A 21,577-nucleotide genomic window follows, 5' to 3' on the forward strand; every position below is an offset into this window, starting at 1 on the left:
GGAGATCCGTGTCGCTCGGGTCGAGATCACCGCCGCCCGAGCCGCCGATCGCCAGATCGACGTCGCCGATCAGCGCCTCCGCCGCGTCGAGCGGGACATCGGCATCCACCGGGCCGAGGTCGACGGCCAGGTCGGTATCCGCCGGCGCGTCGTCGCCGACAGGGGTGCCCAGCCCGAGGTCGACATCGCCGAGCAGGCCTTCCGCGAGGTCGAGCGGCACGTCGGCCTCGACGGGACCGAGATCCAGCGGGAGATCCGTGTCGCTCGGGTCGAGATCACCGCCGCCCGAGCCGCCGATCGCCAGATCGACGTCGCCGATCAGCGCCTCCGCCGCGTCGAGCGAAACGTCGGCATCCACCGGGCCGAGGTCGACGGCCAGGTCGGTATCCGCCGGCGCGTCGTCGCCGACAGGGGTGCCCAGCCCGAGGTCGACATCGCCGAGCAGGCCTTCCGCGAGGTCGAGCGGCACTTCGGCCTCCACGGGACCGAGATCCAGCGCAAGATCCGTGTCGCTCGGGTCGAGATCACCGCCGCCCGAGCCGCCGATCGCCAGATCGACGTCGCCGATCAGCGCCTCCGCCGCGTCGAGCGAAACGTCGGCATCCACCGGGCCGAGGTCGACGGCCAGGTCGGTATCCGCCGGCGAGTCGTCGTCCGGCATTCCGCCGATGCCGATGTCGATGTCGCCGACGACGGCTTCAACAGCATCGAGCGGAACCTCGGCCTCGATCGGGCCGAGATCCACCGCAATATCGATATCGGATGGATCCACATCCTCTCCCCCGGACCCGCCGAGAACGAGGTCGATGTCGCCAACCAGCTCTTCTGCCACGTCGAGAGGGACTTCGGCCTCGATCGGGCCTAGCTCCACCGCAATATCCGTATCGGATGGATCGACGTCCTCTACCCCGGGACCACCGAGGACGAGATCGATATCACCAACCAGATCTTCAGCCGCGTCGAGCGGAATCTCGGCCTCGATCGGACCGAGATCCACCACAATATCCGTATCGGACGGATCAATGTCCTCTCCCCCGGGGCCTCCGACGACGAGGTCGATGTCGCCGACGAGGTCCTCCGCCGCATCGAGCGGAATCTCGGCCTCGATCGGACCGAGATCCACCGCAATATCCGTATCGGACGGATCGACATCCTCTCCCCCGGGGCCGCCGACGACGAGGTCGATGTCGCCGACGAGGTCTTCCGCCGGATCGAGCGGGATCTCGATGTCGATCGGACCAAGCTCGACGTCGATGTCGGTATCGACGGGTTCGGTCGTCGGGCCCGGGTCCTCGCCAAGCGTGTCCTCGATCGCGCCGACGACGTCGTCCACAGGGGCGAGTGTCACCGGATCCTCGGCAGGCGTGGAGATGACGGGGGGGGAGCCGCCGGGTGGCAGGCCCGGCCCGGCCAGATCAATCTCCGCGGGCGCCGTCGGCCCGCCGGGCGGGAAGTCGATGGTCACGCCTTCCAGCAATTCGGTCAGTGCCGGATCCGAGACCTGCAGGGGCGGCGCCTCGACCGGCGGGACCGGGGCAGGTGCGAGGTCGAGATCGGTCGGGGGAGCGGTTCCGTCGGAGACGGTTCCCTGTTCCGGAGCCGGCGCCGCGACGACCTCTGCCGGGCCGGCGGACGGGCCATCGGCCGTCGTCGGCAAGGCGTCGGCGGGCAAGCTGCCGGGACCGGCATCATCGGTGGGTGCGACATCGGCCGGATCCGTCGCGGCCTCGATCGACGGGCTGGCGGCTGTCCGCCCGCCATCGGCGGCCGGCAGACCCGCGGCAGACGCCGCGCGCGCGGGCCCGCGAAGGGTCGGCGCAGCGACATCCGCCGTGTCGGCAGGCGCATCCAGGGGGGCGACACCGACGGGCGCGGCACCGCTGCCGTCGACCGACAGGGCCTTCAGCTCGGCACTCGCCGCGCGCAGAAGATCCGTATCCGCATCGAGCGGAACGGCCGCCGCGCCGTTCAGCGCGACATCGCGCAGCACGGGATCGAGAAGCTCCGCCCCGGCCTGGGGCTGCGCGCCCGCGGTCGTGGCTGCGGCGGTCAGGTCGGCCGCCTCGGCGCTCGACACCCCGATCGATGCGGCTTCGGCGATATCCAGGTCGTCTGCGCTGAACCGCTTTGCGTTCAGCCCGCTCATGTTGGTCACGTTTTCCAACCGCGCCTCCTGCGGCTTGTATTCCCCCGTCTTCGGACCCTAGCCGCGCAGCCTTTGCGAAACGTGAATGGGGCTGGCCGTCTTCGGAAGACGGTAAACGGCACGGCGGCGCCGGCGAGAGCGGCACTGGGGCGAGTGGTCGGCGCGGACGCGTCACGCCGACGACTGCGCCACGTGCGCTGACCGGACGCACCCGTCAAAAGGGTTGGCAAGAGGCGGCGCGGATACAAGGTGCCGGAGCAGGCGGGCAGGCTGACGGCAACCGTCCGATGCCGCGCGGACGTGGCCTGATTCGCGGCGCCCGGGCCGATCGGCACGGCACGGAGGCACCCGGCCACCGCCGACCGGGTCCGGAAGCCCTCTCTATTTCACACTGTGAAATCGATGCCGCAATATGAAAATAGGTTTGCCCGTTCTCCCCGATCGCACGCAGGGTCGGCGTCAGGGAGGCACCAATGGACCAGATTTCGCCAGAGAGCAGGACCGCTCCGGCCGAGAGGCCGATCCAGTCGGTCGACAGGGCGCTCAACATTCTCGAGGTGATGGCGCGCCGGCGCGGTGAAGTGACACTGTCGGAGATCTCGGACGAGCTGTCGCTGAACGCCTCGACCTGCCATCACCTGATCAAGACGCTGATGGCACGCAACTACATCCGTCCCGGCACGGCCCGCGGGCGCTACATGCTCGGCTCGCAGCTGGTGCTGCTGGCCGATGCGGTGAACGTCAAGGCCGAGCTGCCGGGCCGCGCCCGACCGGTGCTGGAAGAGCTGAACCGCGTCACCGAGGAGGCCGTGCACCTGGCCGTCTTCGACCGCGACGAGATGATCACCCTGATCAAGCGCCAGGCGCGCCACGCGCTGCGGGTCGATGGCGGATCGCTCGGCAAGTCGCGGGCGATGCATGCCACGGCCACCGGCAAGGTGCTGCTGTCCGGGATGGGCGACGAAGAGGTGCGCAGGATCACCGCGCTGCACGGCCTGACGGCCTTCACCGCCCACACCTGCACCGATGTCGATCGCCTGATCGAGGAACTCGCCCGGGTCCGCGCCTGCGGCATCTCCGAGGATCGCGAGGAATTCCAGCTTTATGTCGTCTGCCTCGGGGCCGCCGTCCGCGATCCCTCGGGCCGGACCATCGCGGCGATCAGCGTCTCGACCCCGATCAACCGCGCCACCGAGGACCACCTCGCGCTGGTCCGCCGCGAAGTGACGGCAGCGGCGCGCAGCCTGTCCCTGACATCGATCGACATGCCCGAGGACCGCGAGCCATGAACGTGAGAGAGTTTCCCCCCGGCCTGCTCGACGGCGGCACCTCCGGGATCGAGACGCGCGCCGCAGCCATCGCCGAGGCCGGCGGCCTGGCCGAGGCCCGCGCCAAGGGCCTGTTGCCCGAGCGGCTGGAACTGAGCCTGTCCGAGGCGCTGGTGCTGGCGTTGCTGAAGCAGGGCACGCGCAAGTACCTGGCGATCTTCGGCCACGGCTCGACCGACCTCGGCGAGGTGCTGCGGATCTACGACGCCGCCGGCGTCACGCGGACCTTCAACTTCCGCAACGAGGTCGAGATGGCCCATGCCGCGACCGCGCTGGCCTGGCAGTACGGCGAGACGCCGGCGCTGGTGACCTCGATCGGGCCGGGCGCGCTGCAGGCGATGGCGGGCTCGCTCGCCGCCGCGTCGAACGGGGTCGGCGTCTGGCATGTCTATGGCGACGAGACGACCTTCGGCGAAGGCTACAACATGCAGCAGGTGCCGAAGCCCGAGCAGGATCTCTACGCCCGGATGAGTGCGCTGATGGGGCAGAGCTACCTTCTGCACACGCCCGAGGCGCTGCGCGACGCGATGCGCAAGGGCGTGCAGCGGGTCCATGATCCGGTCAAGGCGGGCCCCTTCTACCTGCACCTGCCGATCAACACCCAGCCCGCGCGCGCGGTCTTCAACATCGACGCCTTCCCCGAGCGCCCGCGCTTCGACGCGCTGTCACCCGACGACGACGCAAGCTTCACCGCCGCGGCGGCGCTGATCGCGGGGGCGGCGAAGGTGACGATCAAGGCCGGCGGCGGCACCCGCGGCTTCGATGCCGAGCTGCGGGCCCTGGCGCGCGCGGCGGGGGCGGCGGTCGTGCTGTCGCCGGGCTCGACCGGCGTGATCGCCGACGACGATCCGCAGAACATGCATGTCGGCGGCTCGAAGGGCTCGCTCAGCGGCAATTTCGCGATGGAAGGGGCCGAGCTGCTGATCGTCGCGGGCTCGCGCGCCGTGTGCCAGTCGGACTGTTCGGGAACCGGCTATCCGAGGGTTCAGCAGGTCGTGAACCTGAACGGGGACCGGACGGACGCGCTGCACTACAACCGCACCACCTCGCTCATCGGCGATCTGGGCGCGCTGATGCGGCGGCTGACGGCGGCGCTGGCCGCCCAGCGCGCCGTGCCGGGCAAGGCCGAGTGGCTGGCCGCCTGCGCGGCGAAGAAGGCCGAGTGGCGCGCCTTCCGGGCCGAGCGCCTGGCGCTGCCGCCGGTCATGGACGCGGTCTGGGGCCGCCCCGTGCTGGCCCAGCCCGCCGCGATCGGCATCGTCGACCGTTTCGCCCGCCGGGTGGGCGCGGTGAAATACTTCGACGCCGGCGACGTGCAGGCCAACGGCTTCCAAGTCGTGGCCGATGCCCGGTCGGGCGAGACCTTCACCGAGACCGGCGCCAGCTACATGGGCTTCGCGTCGAGCGGCATCCTCGCCTCGGCGCTGGCCGACCGGCCCGAATACGTGATCGCCTTCACCGGCGACGGCTCGTTCATGATGAACCCGCAGGTGCTGATCGACGCGGTCGAGCATCGGCTGCGCGGCATGGTGGTGATCTTCGACAACCGCCGCATGGCCGCGATCAGCAGCCTGCAGATGGCCCAGTACGGCCGCGACTTCCGCACCAATGACGGGGTGGCGGTCGACTACGCCCGGATGGCCGGCGCGGTCGAGGGCGTGCTCGCGATCAGCGTGACGGACGGGCCCGAGGGGCTGGAACGCGCGCTGGCGCAGGGCCATGCGCATGCCGGTCTCAGCGTGCTGCATGTGCGGGTCTACAGCGGCGAAAACCCGAAGGCGGGCATGGGCAGCTGGGGATCGTGGAACGTTGGCAACTGGGTCGAGGAGGTCCAGGGCCGCTGGATGCGCCAGTCGCTCTGACGCGGCCGGCCGGGAACCGGGGCGGCGGCGCCGTCCCTGACGACAACGCGCGGGCAGAGGACCCGCCGGAGGAGGAAACGAGATGACCAAGAGAACCGTGGGCTTCGTGGGCGTGGGCAACATCGGCACGCCGATGGTGCTGTCGCTGCTGCGCGAGGGCGTCGGGGTGCTGGTGCGCGACCTGCGCAAGGAGCAGGCGGCCGAGTGCCTGGCCGGCGGCGCGCGCTTCGCCGAGTCGAACGCGCAGCTTTGCGAGGAGTGCGACACGATCGGTGTCGCGGTGGTCAACGACCGACAGCTGAACGCGCTCTTCCGCTCGGAGGGCGGGCTTCTGGACGTGGCGCGCCCCGGCACCACCTTCATCGTGCACTCGACCGTGCTGCCCGAGACGATCCGGGCAATTGGCGAGGAGACCGACAAGCGCGGACTGAAGCTGGTCGACGCCCAGGTCTCGGGCGGCGATCTGCGGGCGCGCAAGGGCGATCTGGCGATCATGTGCGGGGGCGACCCGGCCGACATCGAGGCCAATCGCGACTATTTCGACGCGATCTCGCGCATCACCCAGCACATGGGTCCGCGCGGTTCCGGCGCGGGCGCGAAGCTGTCGATCCAGATGATGACCTTCGGCAACTGGATGGCGGCGATCGAGTCGATGCGGCTGGCGCGCTCGCTCGGCCTCGACGAGCAGGTGCTGGCCAAGTTCGCCACCGACACCACCGCCGACAGCTGGGTCGCGCAGATGTGGGGCAACTACGACCGCCTGCTGCACAACCACCCGCTGGCCGGGACCGAGGACCTGTTCCGGATGTTCGACAAGGACCTGTTCAACTCGGTCCTCGTGGCCCGCGACCAGGGGATCGAACTGCCGCTGACGGCACTGTCGAGCCAGATCATGAAGGCCGCCATGCAGGAGCGGATCGACTATTCGGCCGACACCTATGCCCCCGCCGCCCAGCCCGCGAAGCGGAGCGCCTGACATGCCCGAGGACATGAAGATGCCCGCGCTGTCGCGCACGAAACCGGTCGTGACTAAGGCCGCCGCCGAAGAGCTGATCGCCCGCGCCATGGCCCATGCCACCAAGATCGGCAAGACGGTCTCGGTCGCGGTGGTCGACGACGGCGGCTTCCTGATCGCCTTCTCGCGGATGGATGCCGCCAACCCGGCCTCGGCCCAGATCGCGATCGACAAGGCCTACACGGCGGCGGTGTCGCATATCGCCACCCACAAGTGGCAGGAGATCATGCAAAACGACGAGCCGCTGCGCATCGGCGCGCCGCCGGCCGTGCACCGGCTGATGACCTTCGGCGGCGGCCAGCCGATCGTGATCGACGGTCAGGTCGCGGGCGCCATCGGCTGCTCGGGCGGCCACTGGACCGGCGACACCGAGATCGGGACCGAGGCGCTGAAGCTTTTCGCCTGACCGTCGTCACCGCCCGACCGGGCGGCGGCATGCCCGCCGCCCTTCCCCAACCGGAGATCCGCCGATGCTGACCACCTCGTTCCATACCGGTTTCCTGTCGGATCTGTCGGTCTTCGACGCCGTCCGCCGGATCCGCGATCACGGCTACGACGCGGTCGAGCTGAACGGCGAGACCCTGCCCTGGGGCCCGGCCCATGTCTCGGTCGGCATGGCGGCGCGCGAGCTCGACCGGCTGGCCGCGATGGGGCCCTATTCTGCGCTGTGCATCCATCACCGCGACTTCGGCGCCGCCGGGGCCGACCGGCGCGACGCGGCGCGGCTGTGGACCGAGGCGATGATGGACCGCGCGGTCGATCTGGGCATCGGGCTCGTGCATGTGATCCCGGGCGAGGACACGACCCTGCCCGCGCTGCACGACGCGCTGGCCGCGGGCGTCGAGGCCGCCGCGCGGCGCGGCCTGACCTTCGCGCTCGAGCCGATCGTCGGGCGCGAGATCGGCACCACCGCCACGGCGCTCGACGCGATCGCGGCCGCGCCGGGGCTGAAGATCAACTTCGACCCGTCGCACCTGAAGCCGATGGGCGACGATGTGACCGAGGCCGCGCGCCGGCTCGCCCCGCACATGGTGCACCTGCACCTCAAGGACGTGACCGGCACGCCCGAGACCTTCCGCTTCGTCCCGATCGGGGCGGGCGAGATCGATCTGCCGGCCATGCTGCGCGCGGCGCTGGCCGCCGGCTATGCCGGCCCGGTGTCGATCGAGCATGAAAGTCACTGGTTCGCCGAGGATGCCCGCGGGATCGACGCGGTGCTCGCCGACGGCCTGCGCGACATCCGCCGCATCGAGGCGCTAGCGCAAGACACGATCGCCGCCGGCTGAGGCCCGCGGACCGACCGGGCCGGGCACCGCGGAGGAGGCGGTGCGGGGCCCGCCAACCGCCCTGGCCCGACCCGGGACCAGGCAACCGAAACGACAGGGAGGACGACATGACCAACTTCACCATCTCTCGCCGTGGCCTGCTGCAATCGGCGGGCATCGCCACGCTGGCCGGCAGCTTCGGACTTGGCCCGCATGTCGCGCGCGCGGCGGGCGTCAAGCTCAAGCTCGGCCACCAGCTGGGCTCCACCCATCCGACCTTCCAGGCGGTCGAGCAGATGGCCAAGGCCATCGCGGAGCGCACCGGCGGCGAGGTCGAGATCGCGATCTTCCCCAATGCCGCGCTCGGCTCGCCGCCCGACATGGTCAAGCAGGCGCAGATGGGCGCGCTCGACCTCGTGATGTTCAATCCGCCGAACATCGAGGCGCAGGACCGCACCGCCAGCGTGATCCAGATCCCCTACCAGTTCGACAGCTACGATCACGTGCACCGCGTGCTTGGCGGCACCGCGAAGCCTTGGCTGATGGAATTCTTCGACCGCAACAAGCTGCAGTGGATCGCGAATTTCGAATACGGCTTCCGCGCCCTGTCCAACAGCCGCCGCCCGATCGAGACGCCCGAGGACGTGGCCGGGCTGAAGCTGCGCGTGCCGCCCGAACTGTCGATCAAGGCCACCTTCGACGCGCTCGGCGCCAACACCCAGACCATCCCCTTCGACGAGCTGTACCTCGCGCTGTCGAGCGGCGTGGTCGATGGCCAGGACAACCCGGTCTCGGTCGACTACGCCAACAAGTTCTTCGAAGTGCAGAAGCACATCGCCACCACCCGCCACATCTATACCTCGTTCATGCTGGTGGGCTCGCCGCGGGTCTGGAAGGGCCTGTCGCCCGACGTGCAGGCGGTGATCTCGGAAGAGGCCGCCAAGGCCGGCGCCTGGGCGCAGCAGGCCGTGCGCGACGGCGAGGAGGAGATGCTGTCGAAGATGGCCGATGCGGGCGTGCAGATCACCCGGCCCGATCCGCAGCCGTTCCGCGACAGGATGGAACCCGCCTGGGCCCAGATGCGCGAGCGCATCGGCGAGGACACCTGGACGACCTGGATGGGCTTCGTCGACAGCGCCCGCTCGGCCTGACCCGACCCCGGCGCGGGACCCGGCCGCCGGGCCCGCGCCAGCCCCTCCACCCCAGACAGGGAGCCGCAGATGAGCGTCTTCGTCATCATGTCATCGCTCGTGTCGCTGATCCTGATCGGCACGCCGATCGCGATCGCGCTCGGGCTGATGGCCGCCGGAACCATGTGGTGGGCCGCCGGGCCCGACCTTCTCGGCATCTTCATCCAGCGGTTCTACACCGGGATGACCTCGTTCTCGCTGCTGGCGATCCCGTTCTTCATCCTGGCCGGCAACCTGATGAACACCGGCGGCATGACCAACCGCATCTTCAGCACCGCCGAGGTCTTCGTGGGCCGGGTGCGCGGCGGGCTGAGCCATGTCAACGTCGTGGGCTCGATCCTCTTTGCCGGCATGTCGGGCTCGGCCGTGGCCGATTGCGCCGGGCTTGGCGTGGTCGAGGTGCGCGCCATGCGCAACGCGGGCTACCGCCCCGGCTATGCCGCGGCGATCACCGCCGCCTCGTCCACCATCGGGCCGGTGGTGCCGCCCTCGATCCCCTTCGTGATCTACGGCAGCCTTGCCAATGTCTCGGTCGGCGCGCTGTTCCTGGCGGGGATCCTGCCCGGCATCCTGATGGGCGTCTCGATGATGGTCGTCATCGCCCTGACGGCCCGGTCCAAGGGCCTGCCGCGGCTGGAACACCGCCCGAGCCTGGCCGAGGGCACCCGCACGATCCTGAACGCGCTGCCCGCGCTGATCATGCCGGTCTTCGTCGTCGGCGGCCTGCTTCTGGGCTGGGTCACGCCGACCGAGGCCGCGGTGATCGCCGCCGCCTATGCCGCCTTCATCGGCATCGTCGTCTACCGCGAGCTGAAGATCTCGGACCTGCCCGAGGTGCTCTGGGCCTCGGGGCGGCAGTCGGTGCAGGTGCTGTTCATCATGGCCGCGGCCGCGCCCTTCTCCTGGGTGCTGGTGCAGCAGCAGATCCCCAACGCCATCGTCGAGGCGATGCTGGGTGTCAGCGAGAACCCGGTCGTGATCCTGCTGATGATCAATCTGGTGCTGCTGCTTCTGGGCATGTTCATCGAGGGCATCGCGATCATGGTGATCTGCATGCCGATGCTCTTGCCCGTCGTCACCCAGATCGGGGTCGATCCGGTCCATTTCGGGGTGATCGTGGTGCTGAACCTGATGATCGGCCTGATCACGCCGCCGGTGGGGCTATGCCTCTACACCGTGTCGCAGGTGGCCGAGGTCGACCTGTTCGAGATCATCAAGGAGATCTGGATCTACCTGATCGCCCTGCTGACCGTGCTGTTGCTCATCACCTTCTTCCCGGGCCTCGTCATGTGGGTCCCCGCACTCTTCGGGTTCTGATCATGCACACCATCACGCGCCTCATCTCGATCGCCGATGCCGCCGTCGCCCGCCTGACCCGGCTTGGCGTGATCCTCGCCCTCGTCGTGCTGTTCGTGCTGCTGATGGCACGCGTCATCGCCCGCACGACCGAGATCCCCTTCGCGGCCTATGACGAGATCGTCGAGCTGGCCACGGTCTGGATGACACTGCTCGGCACCGTCGCGCTCTGGCGCGAGGGCGCGCTGTTCAAGGTCGAGATCGTGACCGGCGCCTTCCCCGCCTTCGGCCGCCTGGCCGAGATCGTGGTGCAGGCGCTGATGCTGGCCTTCGCGCTGATGCTGGTGATCGTCGGCGGCCGGTTCACGCTGGACAGCAACGAGCTGACCTCGTTCATGCAGATCGACATGCGCCTCTACTACGGCGCGATCCCGGTCACGGGGGTGTTTATGGCCTGCTACAGCCTCGCCGGCCTTGTGCGCGCCGGCTGCACGCTCGCCCGAAGTGGCACGGCCGGATCCGCCGAGCGGCCGCTGACCAAGCCCGCCGTCGGCACCCACCTCTGAAGCGGAAGCTCCCATGACCCATTACGACCGATACGGCCTGTTCATCGCCGGCCACTGGCAGCCCGCGGCCGCGGGCGGCACGCTCGAGGTGATCGATCCCGCGACCGAGGACAGCCTCGGCCGCATCGCCCGGGCCGAGAGCGCGGACCTCGACCGGGTCCTGGCAAGCCTCGCCGAGGTCGCCGGCCCCTGGCGCGCGACCCCGGGCTGGAGCCGCAGCGCCATCCTGCGCGAGACGGCCCGCCGGATGGTAGCGCGCGCCGACGCGGCCGCGCAGGCGATCAGCGCCGAGACCGGCAAGCCCCTAGCCGAGGCGCGCGGCGAATGGCTGGCCGCGGCCGAGCAATTCGACTGGCAGGCGGATGAGGCACGGCGGATCTTCGGCCACAGCCTGCGCGGACGCGAACCCGGCGTGATCCTCGACGTGCGGTACGAGCCCGTGGGCCCCGTCGCGGCCTTCACCGCCTGGAACTTTCCCGCGCTGCTGCCCGCGCGCAAGGTCGCGGCGGCGCTCGCCGCCGGCTGCCCGATCGTGGTGAAGCCTTCGGAAGAGGCCCCCACCGCGATGTTCCTGATCGCCGAGTCCGCTGCCGAGGCGGGACTGCCCGAGGGCGTTCTTGCGGTGGTGACCGGCGATCCGGCCACGATTTCCTCGCATCTCGTCGCCTCGCCGGTGATCCGCAAGGTGTCGGTCACCGGCTCGGTGCCGGTCGGGCGGCTGCTGGCCGAACAGGCCGCACGCGGACTGAAGAAGGTGACGATGGAGCTTGGCGGCCATGCCCCGGTGCTGGTCTTCGCCGATGCCGACGCGGCCGCCGCCGGCGCCGCCTGCGCACGCACCAAGTTCCGCAACGCGGGCCAGGTCTGCATCTCTCCCTCGCGCTTCTTCGTGCACGAGGATGTCTATGCCCCCTTTGCCGCCGCCATGGCCGACACCGCGCGCGCGCTGCGCATCGGCCACGGCCATGAGCCGGGGACCGAGGTCGGACCGATGGCCAACGCCCGCGGCCGCAGGCGCATCCTCGACCTGATCGCGGACGCGCGCGAAAAAGGGGCAGAGGTGCTTGCCGGCGGTGGCGTGCCCGCGGGTCGGAATCGCGGCTATTTCGTCGAGCCGACGGTGCTGGGCCGGGTACCCGATCACGCCCGCATCCTGTCCGAGGAACCTTTCGGCCCGGTCGCCCCGATCCAGACCTTCCGCGACGAGGCCGAGGTGATCGGCCGCGCCAACGCCCTGCCGTTCGGGCTGGCGGCCTATGTCTTCACCCGCTCGATGGCCACCGCGGACCGCGCGGTCGACGCGCTCGAGGCGGGGATGGTCGGCGTGAACGACCTGCTTCTTGCCACCGCCGAGGCGCCCTTCGGCGGCGTCAAGGACAGCGGCATGGGCCGCGAGGGGGGGCGGATCGGCATCCTCGACTATCTTGAACCGAAATACGTGAAATATCGCAGCGCCTGACGGGGAACAGACATGACGGACAGCAAGGCAAAAGGCATCGCCCGCGGCCTGACCAACTACGGCGACGCCGCCTTTTCGAAATACCTGCGGCGCTCTTTCGCCAGTTCGATGGGCTACAGCCGCGAGATGCTCGACCGGCCCATCGTCGGCATCGCGCAATCGGGGTCGGGCTTCAACAACTGCCACCGCCACTTCCCCGAGATGATCGAGGCGGTGAAGCGCGGCGTTCTGGCCGCAGGGGCTTTGCCGGTCGACTTCCCGACGATCTCGCTGGGCGAGGTCTTCGTCTCGCCGACCTCGCTCAAGTTCCGCAACCTGATGTCGATGGATGTCGAGGAGATGATCCGCGCCCAGCCGATGGATTCGGTGGTGCTGCTGGGCGGCTGCGACAAGACGGTGCCCGCGCAGCTGATGGGGGCGATGTCGGCCAACCTGCCGGCGGTGCAACTGGTGGCGGGGCCGATGTCGACCGGCCGGCACAAGGAGCACCGGCTGGGCGCCTGCACCGACTGCCGCCGGTTCTGGCAGCAGTACCGCTCGGGCAAGATCGACGATCAGGAGATCGACGTGATCGAGCAGAAGCTTGCCTCGACCGCGGGCACCTGCGCGGTGATGGGCACCGCCTCGACCATGGCGAGCCTGACCGAGGCGATGGGCATGATGCCGGCCTACGGCGCCGCGATCCCCGCCGTCTCGGCTGACCGGCTGCGCATGGCCGAAGAGACCGGGCGCCTTGCGGTCAGCCTGATCGGATCGGGCCGCACGCCGCGCAGCATCCTGACGCAGGAGGCGCTGGAAAACGCCGTGACGGTGCTGCTGGCGCTTGGCGGCTCGACCAATGCCGTGCTGCACCTGGCGGCGATCGCCGGGCGCTGCGGGCTGAACCTCGACCTGCAGCGGCTGAACGAGATTTCGGACCGCACCCCGGTGCTGGTCGACCTGAAGCCCACCGGGGCCTTCTACATGGAGGATCTGCATTACGCCGGCGGCATCCCGGCGGTGATGCGCGAGCTGCGTCACCTGCTGCATCTCGATGCGAAGACAGTGACCGGCGAGACCATCGGCGACCGGATCGAGGCTGCGGACGACTGGGTCGACCGGTCCGTGATCCATCCGGCCGCGACGCCGCTGCGCGACAGCGGGGGCCTTGTCGCGCTGTTCGGAAACCTCGCGCCCAAGGGCGCCATTCTCAAGCGCTCGGCCGCGGATCCGAAGCTGTTCGAGACCGAGGCCCGGGTGGTGGTCTTCACCTCGCTCGCCGATCTCGCCGCGCGGATCGACGATCCGGACCTGGACGTGACCGCCGACGACATCCTGCTTTTGCAGAACGCCGGACCCACCAGCGATGCGGCGATGCCCGAGGCAGGCTATCTGCCGATCCCGAAGAAGCTAGCTCAGGCCGGCCTGTCCGACATGATCCGCATCTCGGACGCGCGGATGAGCGGGACAGCCTATGGCACGATCGTGCTGCATGTCTCGCCCGACGCGGCCTCGGGCGGTCCCATCGGGCTGGTGCGCAACGGCGACCGGATCCGGCTGAGCGTCTCGGAGCGGCGGCTCGAGCTTCTGGTGTCGGAAGCCGAGCTCGACAGGCGGCGCGCCGAACAGCAGCCGGTCCGCTCCGTGCCGACGCGCGGTTATGCCCGGCTTTACGCCGACGAAATCCTTCAGGCAGAAGCCGGCTGCGATTTCGGCTTCCTGGTCGGCGACGGCACCTAGCCCTGTTCCGCCGGCGCGCCGATCGGTGCGCCGGCCACCACGACCCGGGCGGTGAAGCGGGGGGGGGGGGGCGAGACCGCCCCGCCCCTGGCGCGCTGCCCGGCAGCTGGCATCTCCGAAGGCCCCGCACCCGTCACCGGCGGAACAGTCGCGCCGGGTCCGGGACCCGCGCGCCACACGTTTTGCCACGCGGCGGTCAGCACTGGCCGATGCACCGCGTCACCTCCCCGGTCGCGCCGTGCGCAGCGCAAGACGCGGGCTGGCGCGGACCGCGAAAGCGGTGCGGCACCCGGCGGCACATACGCGTGAAGCCTAAGATTTGAACAAACCTCCATGGCAATCCCGATTTCGGCGGGTCACACAGCGTCAAACGCCCGCACGCGGTTGACAGGCTGCCTCTCACTCTGCGCTCTGTATGCAGTATTCTGAACTTTGGAGCCCGTCATGTCCTTCCCCCTCTCCCGGCGCGCGGTTCTGGCTGCGTCCGCCCTCCTCGGCCTCGCGGCCACGCCCGCCTTCGCGCAGGACAAAAGCATCACCGTCATGATCTGGGGCACGACGTGGCAGCTTGCCGTCGAGCAGATCGCGGAGCAGTTCACCGCCGAGACCGGCATCGACGTGCAGATGATCGCGCAGTCCAGCTCGGGCGAGTCGCTGGCCAAGCTTCAGGCGCAGCGTGCCAACCCGGGCGTCGACGTCTGGTTCACGACCTCTTCGGTCGCCAGCCGCGCGGTCAAGGATGACGGCCTGTTCGCCAAGATCCCGGTCGACAAGCTGAGCCACACCGGCGAGATGATCGACGGCTCCTACAACGAGGGCTGGGTCGCGGCCTATGCCTACCCGCTGGGGATCGTCTACCGGCCCGACCTGGTGGATGGCGAGATCACCTCGTGGGAAGACCTCTGGAAGCCCGAGTTCGACAACGCGCTCGCGGTCCCCGCGCCGTCGACCTACCAGGGCCGCATCGTGCTGATCGCCTCCGAGCTGGCCGGCGGATCGATCGACGACGTCGACCCCGGGATCAAGAAGCTCGAGGCGCTCGAGCCGAACGTGGCCTTCTGGTACACCTCGGATGCGCAGGCCCGCCAGGCGCTGGCCAATGGCGAGGTGAAGGTGCTGGTCGCGCCCCCGTCGGGCGCCAAGACCGTGCGTGACCAGGGCGTCGACGTGACCATGATCTCGCCGAAGCCGGCGGCGATGATGTACGACGTGATGACCATCGTGAAGAACGGCAAGGAAGACATGGCCGCGCAGTTCATCGACTTCATGACCAGCCAGTCGTCGCAGCAGATCATCGCCGAGAAGAACCAGAACATGCCGGTGAATGCCACCGCGTCGGTTCCGGAAAAGCTCGCGGGTCAGTATCCGCACCCCGAGGACACGATCACCTACGACGAAGACAAGGTGAACGCCGATTTCAACGGTTGGAACGAGAAGTTCCTGATGACCGTGTCCCAGTGAGCCTGATCAGGGACCGGTCTTCTTGGACATGACTTCACCTACGCCCGCCAAGGCGCAAGAGCGGTCGCCCGCCTTGCGCATTTCCGATCTGACAAAGTCCTACGGTGACATGATGGCCGTGCGGGGCGTGTCGCTCGACCTTGCGCCGGGCGGCATCCTCGCGCTGCTGGGGCCTTCGGGCTGCGGCAAGACCACGATCCTGCGGATGATCGCGGGCTTTGCCGAGCCCGACGGCGGCTCGATCGTCCTGCATGATCGGGACATCACCAACCTGCCGCCGGAGAAGCGCAACGCGGCGATGGTCTTCCAGTCCTATGCGCTGTTTCCGCACATGACGGTGGCGGAGAACGTGGGCTACGGCCTGAAGATCCGCAAGATGGCGAAAGCCGAGATCGAGACGCGGGTCGCAAACGCGCTGAAGCTTGTCCGCCTGGACGCCTTCGCGCATCGCTACCCGTCGGAACTTTCGGGCGGACAGCAGCAGCGCACGGCCTTGGCCCGAGCCGTCGCGACGGAACCGGACCTGCTGCTGCTCGACGAACCCTTCGGCGCGCTCGACCAGAACCTGCGCGAGGCGATGCAGATCGAACTGCGCAAGCTTCAGGAAACCCTGGGGCTCGCGACGGTCATCGTGACCCACGACCAGCAGGAGGCGATGATCCTGGCCGACCGCATCGCGGTGGTGAACCAGGGCCGCATCGAGCAGCTTTCCCCGCCCGCAGAGCTGTACGACCATCCGCGCACCGCCTTCGTGGCCGAGTTCATGGGGGTCGAGAACATCTTGGACGCAGACTGCGACGGCGACGGCGTCACCCTCGGCGGCAGCCGTCTGCCGGTGGGCAGGGGCACCCCCGGTCCCTGCAGGATCGCCGTCCGGGCCGAGGCGTTCACCTTCGTCGACGGTGTCGGCGTGCCGGGCAGGATCGCCTATGCGACGAACCTCGGAGGGCGCGTGCTCTACGAGGTGACCCTGTCCGACGGGCAGATGGTGAAGGTCTCGGAGCAGCGCGCCCCCGGCCGCGCGACGCGCGCCACTGGCGACGCCGTGACCCTGCAGGCCGCGCCCGACAGCATCACTGTGCTGGAGCGGGCGGCATGAGGCAGACACCCGTCCTCTGGCTGATCTGGCCGCTGGTCGCGGTGATGGCGGTCTTCTTCCTGGCGCTGCTGCGCTTTGCCGATGTGAGCCTTCTGCACCAGATCCCCGGCACCGCGATGTTCGAGGGGCCGCGTCACCTTGGCAACTATGCCGACACCTTCGCGTCGCCGCTGGCGCGCCAGGCGCTGCTGGACACGCTGGTGCTGTCGCTGGAAATCACCGCGCTGACCATCCTCGCGGGCTACCCGCTGGCCTATCTGATGGCGCGCTCGCCCTCCGACGTGCTGCGCAACGCGATCTTCTTCACCCTGATCGTGACCTTCCTGTCCGGCGGCATCACCCGCGCCTATGCCTGGATGCTGGTGCTGGGCACCACCGGGCCGGTCAACGGGCTGATCCAGGCGATGGGGTTCGAGCGTGTGCGGCTGATCAACAACCAGTTCGGGGTCGTGATCTCGATCGTGCACTTCATCCTGCCATTCTTCGTGCTCACGCTGCTCGGCGCGATCAAGAACATTCCCGCCACGCTGGAGGAAGCCGCCCGCAGCCACGGTGCCAGCCGGTGGGAGGCGTTCCGTACCGTGACCCTGCCGCTGTCGGTTCCCGGGCTCGTCAGTGCCTCGCTCTTGGCCTTCACGCTGGCGATCAGCTCGTTCCTGTTCCCGCTGCTGCTGGGCGGCGGCCGGGTGCAGATGTTCGCCAACCTGATCTACGACAGGATCCAAAGCAGCTTCGACATGCCGACCGCGGCCGCGATGGCAATGATCTTCCTCATCTTCGCGCTGATCCCGATCGCCTTGTTGAACCTGATCCGAGGCAGGCTGTCGCGCCGTTTCGGAGGCACCCGCCGATGAGCAATCGCCCCTATTCCCGCGCGGTGCCGCTGTCGGCCGCGGTGGTGCTGCTGTTCCTGATCGCGCCCACGGTGGTCATCGTCTACTCGTCGTTCAGCCCCACAAGCCGGATTTCCTTCCCGCCGCAGGCCGTGACGCTGAAGTGGTTCGTGAACTTCTTCCACAACGACCAGTTCCGCGGCGCGCTTGCCAACAGCCTTGCGGTGACCGCGCTGGTCACGCCGCTGACCCTGGCCGTCGCCCTGCCAGCCTCGCTCGCCATCGTGCGGCGCCAGTTCCCGGGCCGCAAGCTGCTCAGCGCGCTGGCGCTGTCACCGCTGGCCGTGCCCGGCGTCGTGATCGGCGTGGCGCTTCTGAACTTCTTCAGCTGGGCCGGGCTTTACACGGGTTTCTGGAAGATCTCGATCGCGCTGGTGATCATCACCCTGCCCTTCGCGATCCGTGCGCTGGTGGCGACGCTCGAGGGGCTCGACCTGTCGCTCGAGGAAGCCTCGCGCAACCTCGGGGCGGGTCGGCTGCGCACCTTCTTCCTGATCACGCTTCCCCAGCTGCGATCGGGGCTGCTGGCCGGCGGGATCTTCGTCTTCGTCGAGGCGATCGACAACTTCTCGACCGTGGTCTTCCTGACCGACATGCGCACGACCGTGCTGTCGGTGCAGGGCTACGGCTACATCCGCGATTTCAACGACCCCACCGTGTCGGCGATGGCCACCATCCTGATCGTCCAATCCATCGTGCTGGTCCTGCTGCTGCAGCGCTTCGCCGGGTTCGACAAGGTACTGGCCGGAAAGTGAGACCATGACCTACTCCCTCATCGGCATCTGCCCCGACACCGGGATGCTTGGCGGCATCATCGCGACCTCGAGTCCCGCGGTCGGCGCGCGCTGCCTGTTCGTCGGCAATGCCGGCGCGGCGCTCAGCCAGTACTGGACCGATCCGCGACTGGGGATGGACACGCTTGCCGCGCTCGAGGCAGGCACCAGCCCCGACGCCGCGCTGGACGAGATGATGACCCGCGAATACCACGAGGTCCGCCAGCTTGCGGCCCTGACGTCGCAGGGCGCCGCCTGGCGCTCTGGCGCGCGGGTCGCGGGTGCGGTCTCCTGCGCCACGGGGTCCGGATGCGTGGCCATCGGCAACATCCTGGCCAACGACACCATCGCGACCGCGATGGTCGAGGCGTTCTGCGCGCCGGTGACGACGGCATCGACGACCCCGATCGCCCACCGCCTGCTGGCCGCGCTGAAGGCCGGCAATCGGGCGGGCGGCGAGGTGAAGCAGGTGCTCTCGGCCGCGATGAAGATCATGTCGGGCCAGCGTTTCCCCCGGGCCGACCTGCGGGTGGATCTGAGCGACACGCCGATCGCCGCGCTCGACGCGCTCTGGTCCCGGTACGAACCCGACGTCGAGGCGTACGAAAGGCGCGCTCTGGCGCCGTTCTGAGCGCGCGCGACAAAGACGAACGCCCGGCGGCCTCGCGGCGCGCCGGGCGTTTTGCGTTCTGTCGCGGCGGGATCAGGCCAGCGCCAGATCCGGATGCTCGGCCAGCGTGATCATCAGCTGGGCGTAAAGCGCCGCGCGTTCGTCCATCGACGCGAGGATGATGCGTTCGCGCCGCGAACAGGTGTCGAAGCAGATGGGCCCAAGGCCATCCAGCGTCGGGACGCCGAGCGCGGCGCCGAAGCTGCCGTCAGATCCGCCGCGGGTCGTCACCCGCCCGATGTCCTTGCCCCACGCGGCCGCATTGGCGAGGTAGAGGTTGCACAGCGCCTCGCCCACGGCCACCGGGAAGGCCGGGCGCGTCACCCCACCCTCGATCGAAATGCTCACGCCCGGCGCGGCGGCCGCGACATCCGCCACCAGCTTGCGGATGTCGCTTTCCAGCGACAGGGCGCCCTCCTGGGTCGGCGCGCGCAGATCGACATGCATCTCCGCAAGCTCGGGCACCACCTGGCGCGCCGCGCCCGAGCGCAGGATGCCGATCGAGGCCTGTGCCCCGCCCGGCCCGGCGAGCGCCGAGATCGGCCCGACCAGTCCCGCGAGCGGCACGAGCGCGGAAATCCCCTCGGTCGGGTTCACGGCCACATGCGCGGTGCGGCCGCGCGCCCTGAGGACCATCGCGCCGACGGCCCCCCGGCCGACGACGATCTCGCCGCCGGGCCGCGACGGCTCGAGCACCAGCACGGCGCGCGATGCCAGCGCCTCGGTCTCGATGATGGCGCGGGACCCCGGCGATCCGATCTCTTCGTCCGGGACCAGCAGCACGGCGATTTCCGACGGGCAGGCCGACCCGGAATCCAGCATCGCGGCCACGGACAGCCAGGCCATCGACAGCCCGCCCTTCATGTCACCGACGCCGGGACCGGTCGCGATCGCGCCGTCGTCGGCATAGGTCCAGCCGGCGCTGTCCTCGGCCGCCCAGACGGTGTCGAGATGACCAAGAATCAGGACGCGGCCGCCCTGCCCGTGCGGGAAGCTGCGCGACAGCCGGCGCAGACGGCCCCGGCCCTCGACCGGCAGCGGCGCATCCGAAAAGCCAAGCTCTTCCCACGCCGCCACGACCCGGTCGCCGACCGCGTCGACATCGGCGGCCCCGTAGCTGCCCGACGGCATGTTGACGAGCGTCTCCAGCAGCGTCATCGCCTGACCGCGGCGCGTCTCGATGGCCGCGAGCAGCGCCCCGGACGGGGCCGTGCCGCCGTCGGCCACATGGGTGCCCAGCACGAGATCTGCCATGCTCAACGCCCCGCCATCGCCATGCGCCGGGCAGGCGCCGCGGGCTCGTCCCGGATGCCCGCCCACTTGCGCGCCGTCTCCAGCGCGGCCTTCGTGTCATAGCTTGCAAACAGCGCGTTCTCCTGCGCGAAGACCGGCGTCTCGGCGAAGAGCTGGTAGGACTGCGTGCGACCGGCATAGGCCGAGGCGGTCAGTTCACGCGCGAGGTGCATCGCCTGGATCCGGGTCCGGGCGTCGAAGCCGGCCCCCGCGAAGTACTTCTCGATATCGCCGCGCGTGTCCGGCGCGATCAGCATGGCCTCGTCGGGCAGCATGACCGGCTGGCCGCCGATGATCTCGCGCAGCAGCTGCACCATCTGGTGATAGCTTTGCGAGCAGAAGATGCGGCCGGCATTCTGGATCGGCTGGTCGGGCATCGTGAAACCGCCCGGCGAGGGCTTGCACGAGGCCTCGGAGGCGATGACGAACGCCTCGATCGCCTGCTTGTGCATCATCAGCTGCGCGATCTTCGAGCGGACCGGCGGGATCTTGATCGTCCCGGTATGCTCGGCCACCAGCAGCGCCGCGCCCACCAGCAGCTCGGCCTTGGACAGGCAGCGCACGAGATAGCCCTGCGCCGCCCAGCGCGAGAATTCGGCGCGCATCATCGCGGCCATCTTCGGCTTGCGGCAGAACAGCACGTTCTCCCACGGCACGAAGACATGATCGAAGACCATCAGCGTGTCGAGTTCGTCGAAGCTGCCCGACAGCGGGTGATCGTAGTCGTTGGCATTCTCGGCGCCGTTCGCCGTCAGCGGCATCCGGCAATGCATCCGCACCCCGGCCGAGTTCAGCGGCACGATGGCGCTGACGGCATAGTCGGCATTCTCCTGGATCCAGTTGCCGACGGTGGGCTTGACCAGCGCCACGTTGGCATAGGGCGCGCCGGTCTCGAACTTGGCGCCGGAGATCACGATGCCATCGGCACGCTCTTCCACCACGCGCAGGTAGAGGTCGGGGTCCTCCTGCTCGAACGGCTGCAGCGAGCGGTCTCCCTTCGGGTCGGTGTTGCCCGAGGTCATGAACAGGTTCTCACGCGCGAGCTTGTCCAGCCAGCGCGCGGCATTGGCGGCATAGCGGGGATCGAAGCTGTCGCAGATGTCCTTGCGGTCGACCATCACGAAGAGCGGGGTCACCGTCTCGTCGCCGAAGCGGTCCATCGTCGGCGACACGTGGGACAGGATCGCCGAGGTCATCTTGCGGCGCAGCATCAGGTCCTCGGGCGTCTCCGGGATCTTGTAGAAGCGCGAGCCCTTGCCGCCGTCGGGCAGATCGAAGGTCAGCAAGTGCTCGAACGCCGGGTCGCGCTGCATTTCGTAGATCTTGGCGATCGCGCGCACCATCGGTGCCAGCGCCGGATCGGTGGCGACGTTGTCGACCTTGCGCCCGCTGACCCAGACCTGCCGCCCGTCATTCAGGCTCTCAAGATACTCTGCGCGGTTCATAAGCCCCATGGCGGCCCCTCGGATGTCGTTTTCTCGGCGGTCATCATTGACCTCTATGCCATCTATCTGCATTCTGTATGCAGAACTCAAGTCAGAA

17 protein-coding genes and 1 pseudogene are annotated in these 21,577 nt (G+C 69.1%); 15 read left to right on the top strand and 3 right to left on the bottom strand.

Features of this window, described 5'->3' with window-relative positions:
- Positions 1 to 2,164: pseudogene (locus V8J39_RS21350) on the bottom strand (hypothetical protein); the annotation flags it as partial.
- Between the two features lie 455 nt (positions 2,165 to 2,619).
- Here V8J39_RS21350 and V8J39_RS21355 point away from each other — a divergent pair.
- From V8J39_RS21355 to V8J39_RS21425, 15 genes are all read left to right on the top strand, one after another.
- A complete protein-coding gene (locus tag V8J39_RS21355; protein WP_336463000.1) occupies positions 2,620 to 3,435 on the top strand; it encodes an IclR family transcriptional regulator in 816 nt (271 codons plus the stop codon).
- The gene (locus V8J39_RS21360) at positions 3,432 to 5,336 is read left to right on the top strand and encodes a thiamine pyrophosphate-dependent enzyme (RefSeq protein WP_336463001.1); all 1,905 of its coding nucleotides are present in this window, start codon (positions 3,432 to 3,434) and stop codon (positions 5,334 to 5,336) included. The genes V8J39_RS21355 and V8J39_RS21360 overlap by 4 nt, the downstream gene beginning before the upstream one ends.
- A gap of 82 nt (positions 5,337 to 5,418) precedes the next feature.
- Positions 5,419 to 6,312, top strand: coding sequence for an NAD(P)-dependent oxidoreductase (locus V8J39_RS21365; RefSeq protein WP_336463002.1), 894 nt, complete (start codon positions 5,419 to 5,421; stop codon positions 6,310 to 6,312).
- 1 nt (position 6,313) lies between these two features.
- On the top strand, positions 6,314 to 6,757 hold the full coding sequence (locus tag V8J39_RS21370; protein WP_336463003.1) for a GlcG/HbpS family heme-binding protein: 444 nt from the start codon (positions 6,314 to 6,316) through the stop codon (positions 6,755 to 6,757).
- Between the two features lie 64 nt (positions 6,758 to 6,821).
- Positions 6,822 to 7,637, top strand: coding sequence for a sugar phosphate isomerase/epimerase family protein (locus tag V8J39_RS21375; protein WP_336463004.1), 816 nt, complete (start codon positions 6,822 to 6,824; stop codon positions 7,635 to 7,637).
- 107 nt (positions 7,638 to 7,744) lie between these two features.
- Positions 7,745 to 8,767 carry a TRAP transporter substrate-binding protein gene (locus V8J39_RS21380; protein ID WP_336463005.1) on the top strand — a complete coding sequence of 341 codons (1,023 nt, stop codon included), beginning with the start codon at positions 7,745 to 7,747 and terminating at the stop codon, positions 8,765 to 8,767.
- Between the two features lie 69 nt (positions 8,768 to 8,836).
- Complete coding sequence (locus V8J39_RS21385) at positions 8,837 to 10,123, top strand: TRAP transporter large permease (protein WP_336463006.1); 1,287 nt, start codon at positions 8,837 to 8,839, stop codon at positions 10,121 to 10,123.
- Positions 10,124 to 10,125: 2 nt separating this feature from the next.
- Positions 10,126 to 10,668, top strand: coding sequence for a TRAP transporter small permease (locus V8J39_RS21390; RefSeq protein WP_336463007.1), 543 nt, complete (start codon positions 10,126 to 10,128; stop codon positions 10,666 to 10,668).
- A gap of 13 nt (positions 10,669 to 10,681) precedes the next feature.
- The gene (locus V8J39_RS21395) at positions 10,682 to 12,127 is read left to right on the top strand and encodes an NAD-dependent succinate-semialdehyde dehydrogenase (RefSeq protein WP_336463008.1); all 1,446 of its coding nucleotides are present in this window, start codon (positions 10,682 to 10,684) and stop codon (positions 12,125 to 12,127) included.
- Between the two features lie 12 nt (positions 12,128 to 12,139).
- Entirely contained in the window at positions 12,140 to 13,846 is a 1,707-nt protein-coding gene (locus V8J39_RS21400; protein ID WP_336463009.1) for a dihydroxy-acid dehydratase, read from the top strand.
- A gap of 444 nt (positions 13,847 to 14,290) precedes the next feature.
- On the top strand, positions 14,291 to 15,307 hold the full coding sequence (locus tag V8J39_RS21405) for an extracellular solute-binding protein (RefSeq protein ID WP_336463010.1): 1,017 nt from the start codon (positions 14,291 to 14,293) through the stop codon (positions 15,305 to 15,307).
- 112 nt (positions 15,308 to 15,419) lie between these two features.
- Positions 15,420 to 16,406 (top strand): ABC transporter ATP-binding protein, encoded by a 987-nt coding sequence (locus tag V8J39_RS21410; RefSeq protein WP_336463011.1) that lies wholly within the window; start codon positions 15,420 to 15,422, stop codon positions 16,404 to 16,406.
- The gene (locus V8J39_RS21415) at positions 16,403 to 17,260 is read left to right on the top strand and encodes an ABC transporter permease (RefSeq protein WP_336463012.1); all 858 of its coding nucleotides are present in this window, start codon (positions 16,403 to 16,405) and stop codon (positions 17,258 to 17,260) included. Before V8J39_RS21410 ends, V8J39_RS21415 begins: the two co-directional genes overlap by 4 nt.
- The gene (locus V8J39_RS21420; RefSeq protein WP_336463013.1) at positions 17,257 to 18,054 is read left to right on the top strand and encodes an ABC transporter permease; all 798 of its coding nucleotides are present in this window, start codon (positions 17,257 to 17,259) and stop codon (positions 18,052 to 18,054) included. The genes V8J39_RS21415 and V8J39_RS21420 overlap by 4 nt, the downstream gene beginning before the upstream one ends.
- A gap of 4 nt (positions 18,055 to 18,058) precedes the next feature.
- Positions 18,059 to 18,703, top strand: a complete 645-nt coding sequence (locus V8J39_RS21425; RefSeq protein WP_336463014.1) for a DUF1028 domain-containing protein — start codon at positions 18,059 to 18,061, stop codon at positions 18,701 to 18,703.
- A 72-nt stretch (positions 18,704 to 18,775) separates the two neighbouring features.
- On the opposite strand, the gene V8J39_RS21430 is transcribed toward V8J39_RS21425, so the two are convergent.
- Together V8J39_RS21430 and V8J39_RS21435 are read right to left on the bottom strand one after the other, a co-directional pair.
- Positions 18,776 to 19,996: a M20/M25/M40 family metallo-hydrolase gene (locus V8J39_RS21430; RefSeq protein WP_336463015.1), complete on the bottom strand. Its 1,221-nt coding sequence runs from the start codon at positions 19,994 to 19,996 to the stop codon at positions 18,776 to 18,778.
- 2 nt (positions 19,997 to 19,998) lie between these two features.
- Positions 19,999 to 21,489 (bottom strand): 4-hydroxyphenylacetate 3-hydroxylase family protein, encoded by a 1,491-nt coding sequence (locus V8J39_RS21435; RefSeq protein ID WP_336463016.1) that lies wholly within the window; start codon positions 21,487 to 21,489, stop codon positions 19,999 to 20,001.
- Positions 21,490 to 21,577 lie beyond the last annotated feature (88 nt).

Origin of the sequence: Frigidibacter sp. MR17.24 (assembly GCF_037095655.1) — a bacterium.
In the GTDB taxonomy this organism is placed as follows: Bacteria; Pseudomonadota; Alphaproteobacteria; order Rhodobacterales; family Rhodobacteraceae; genus Frigidibacter.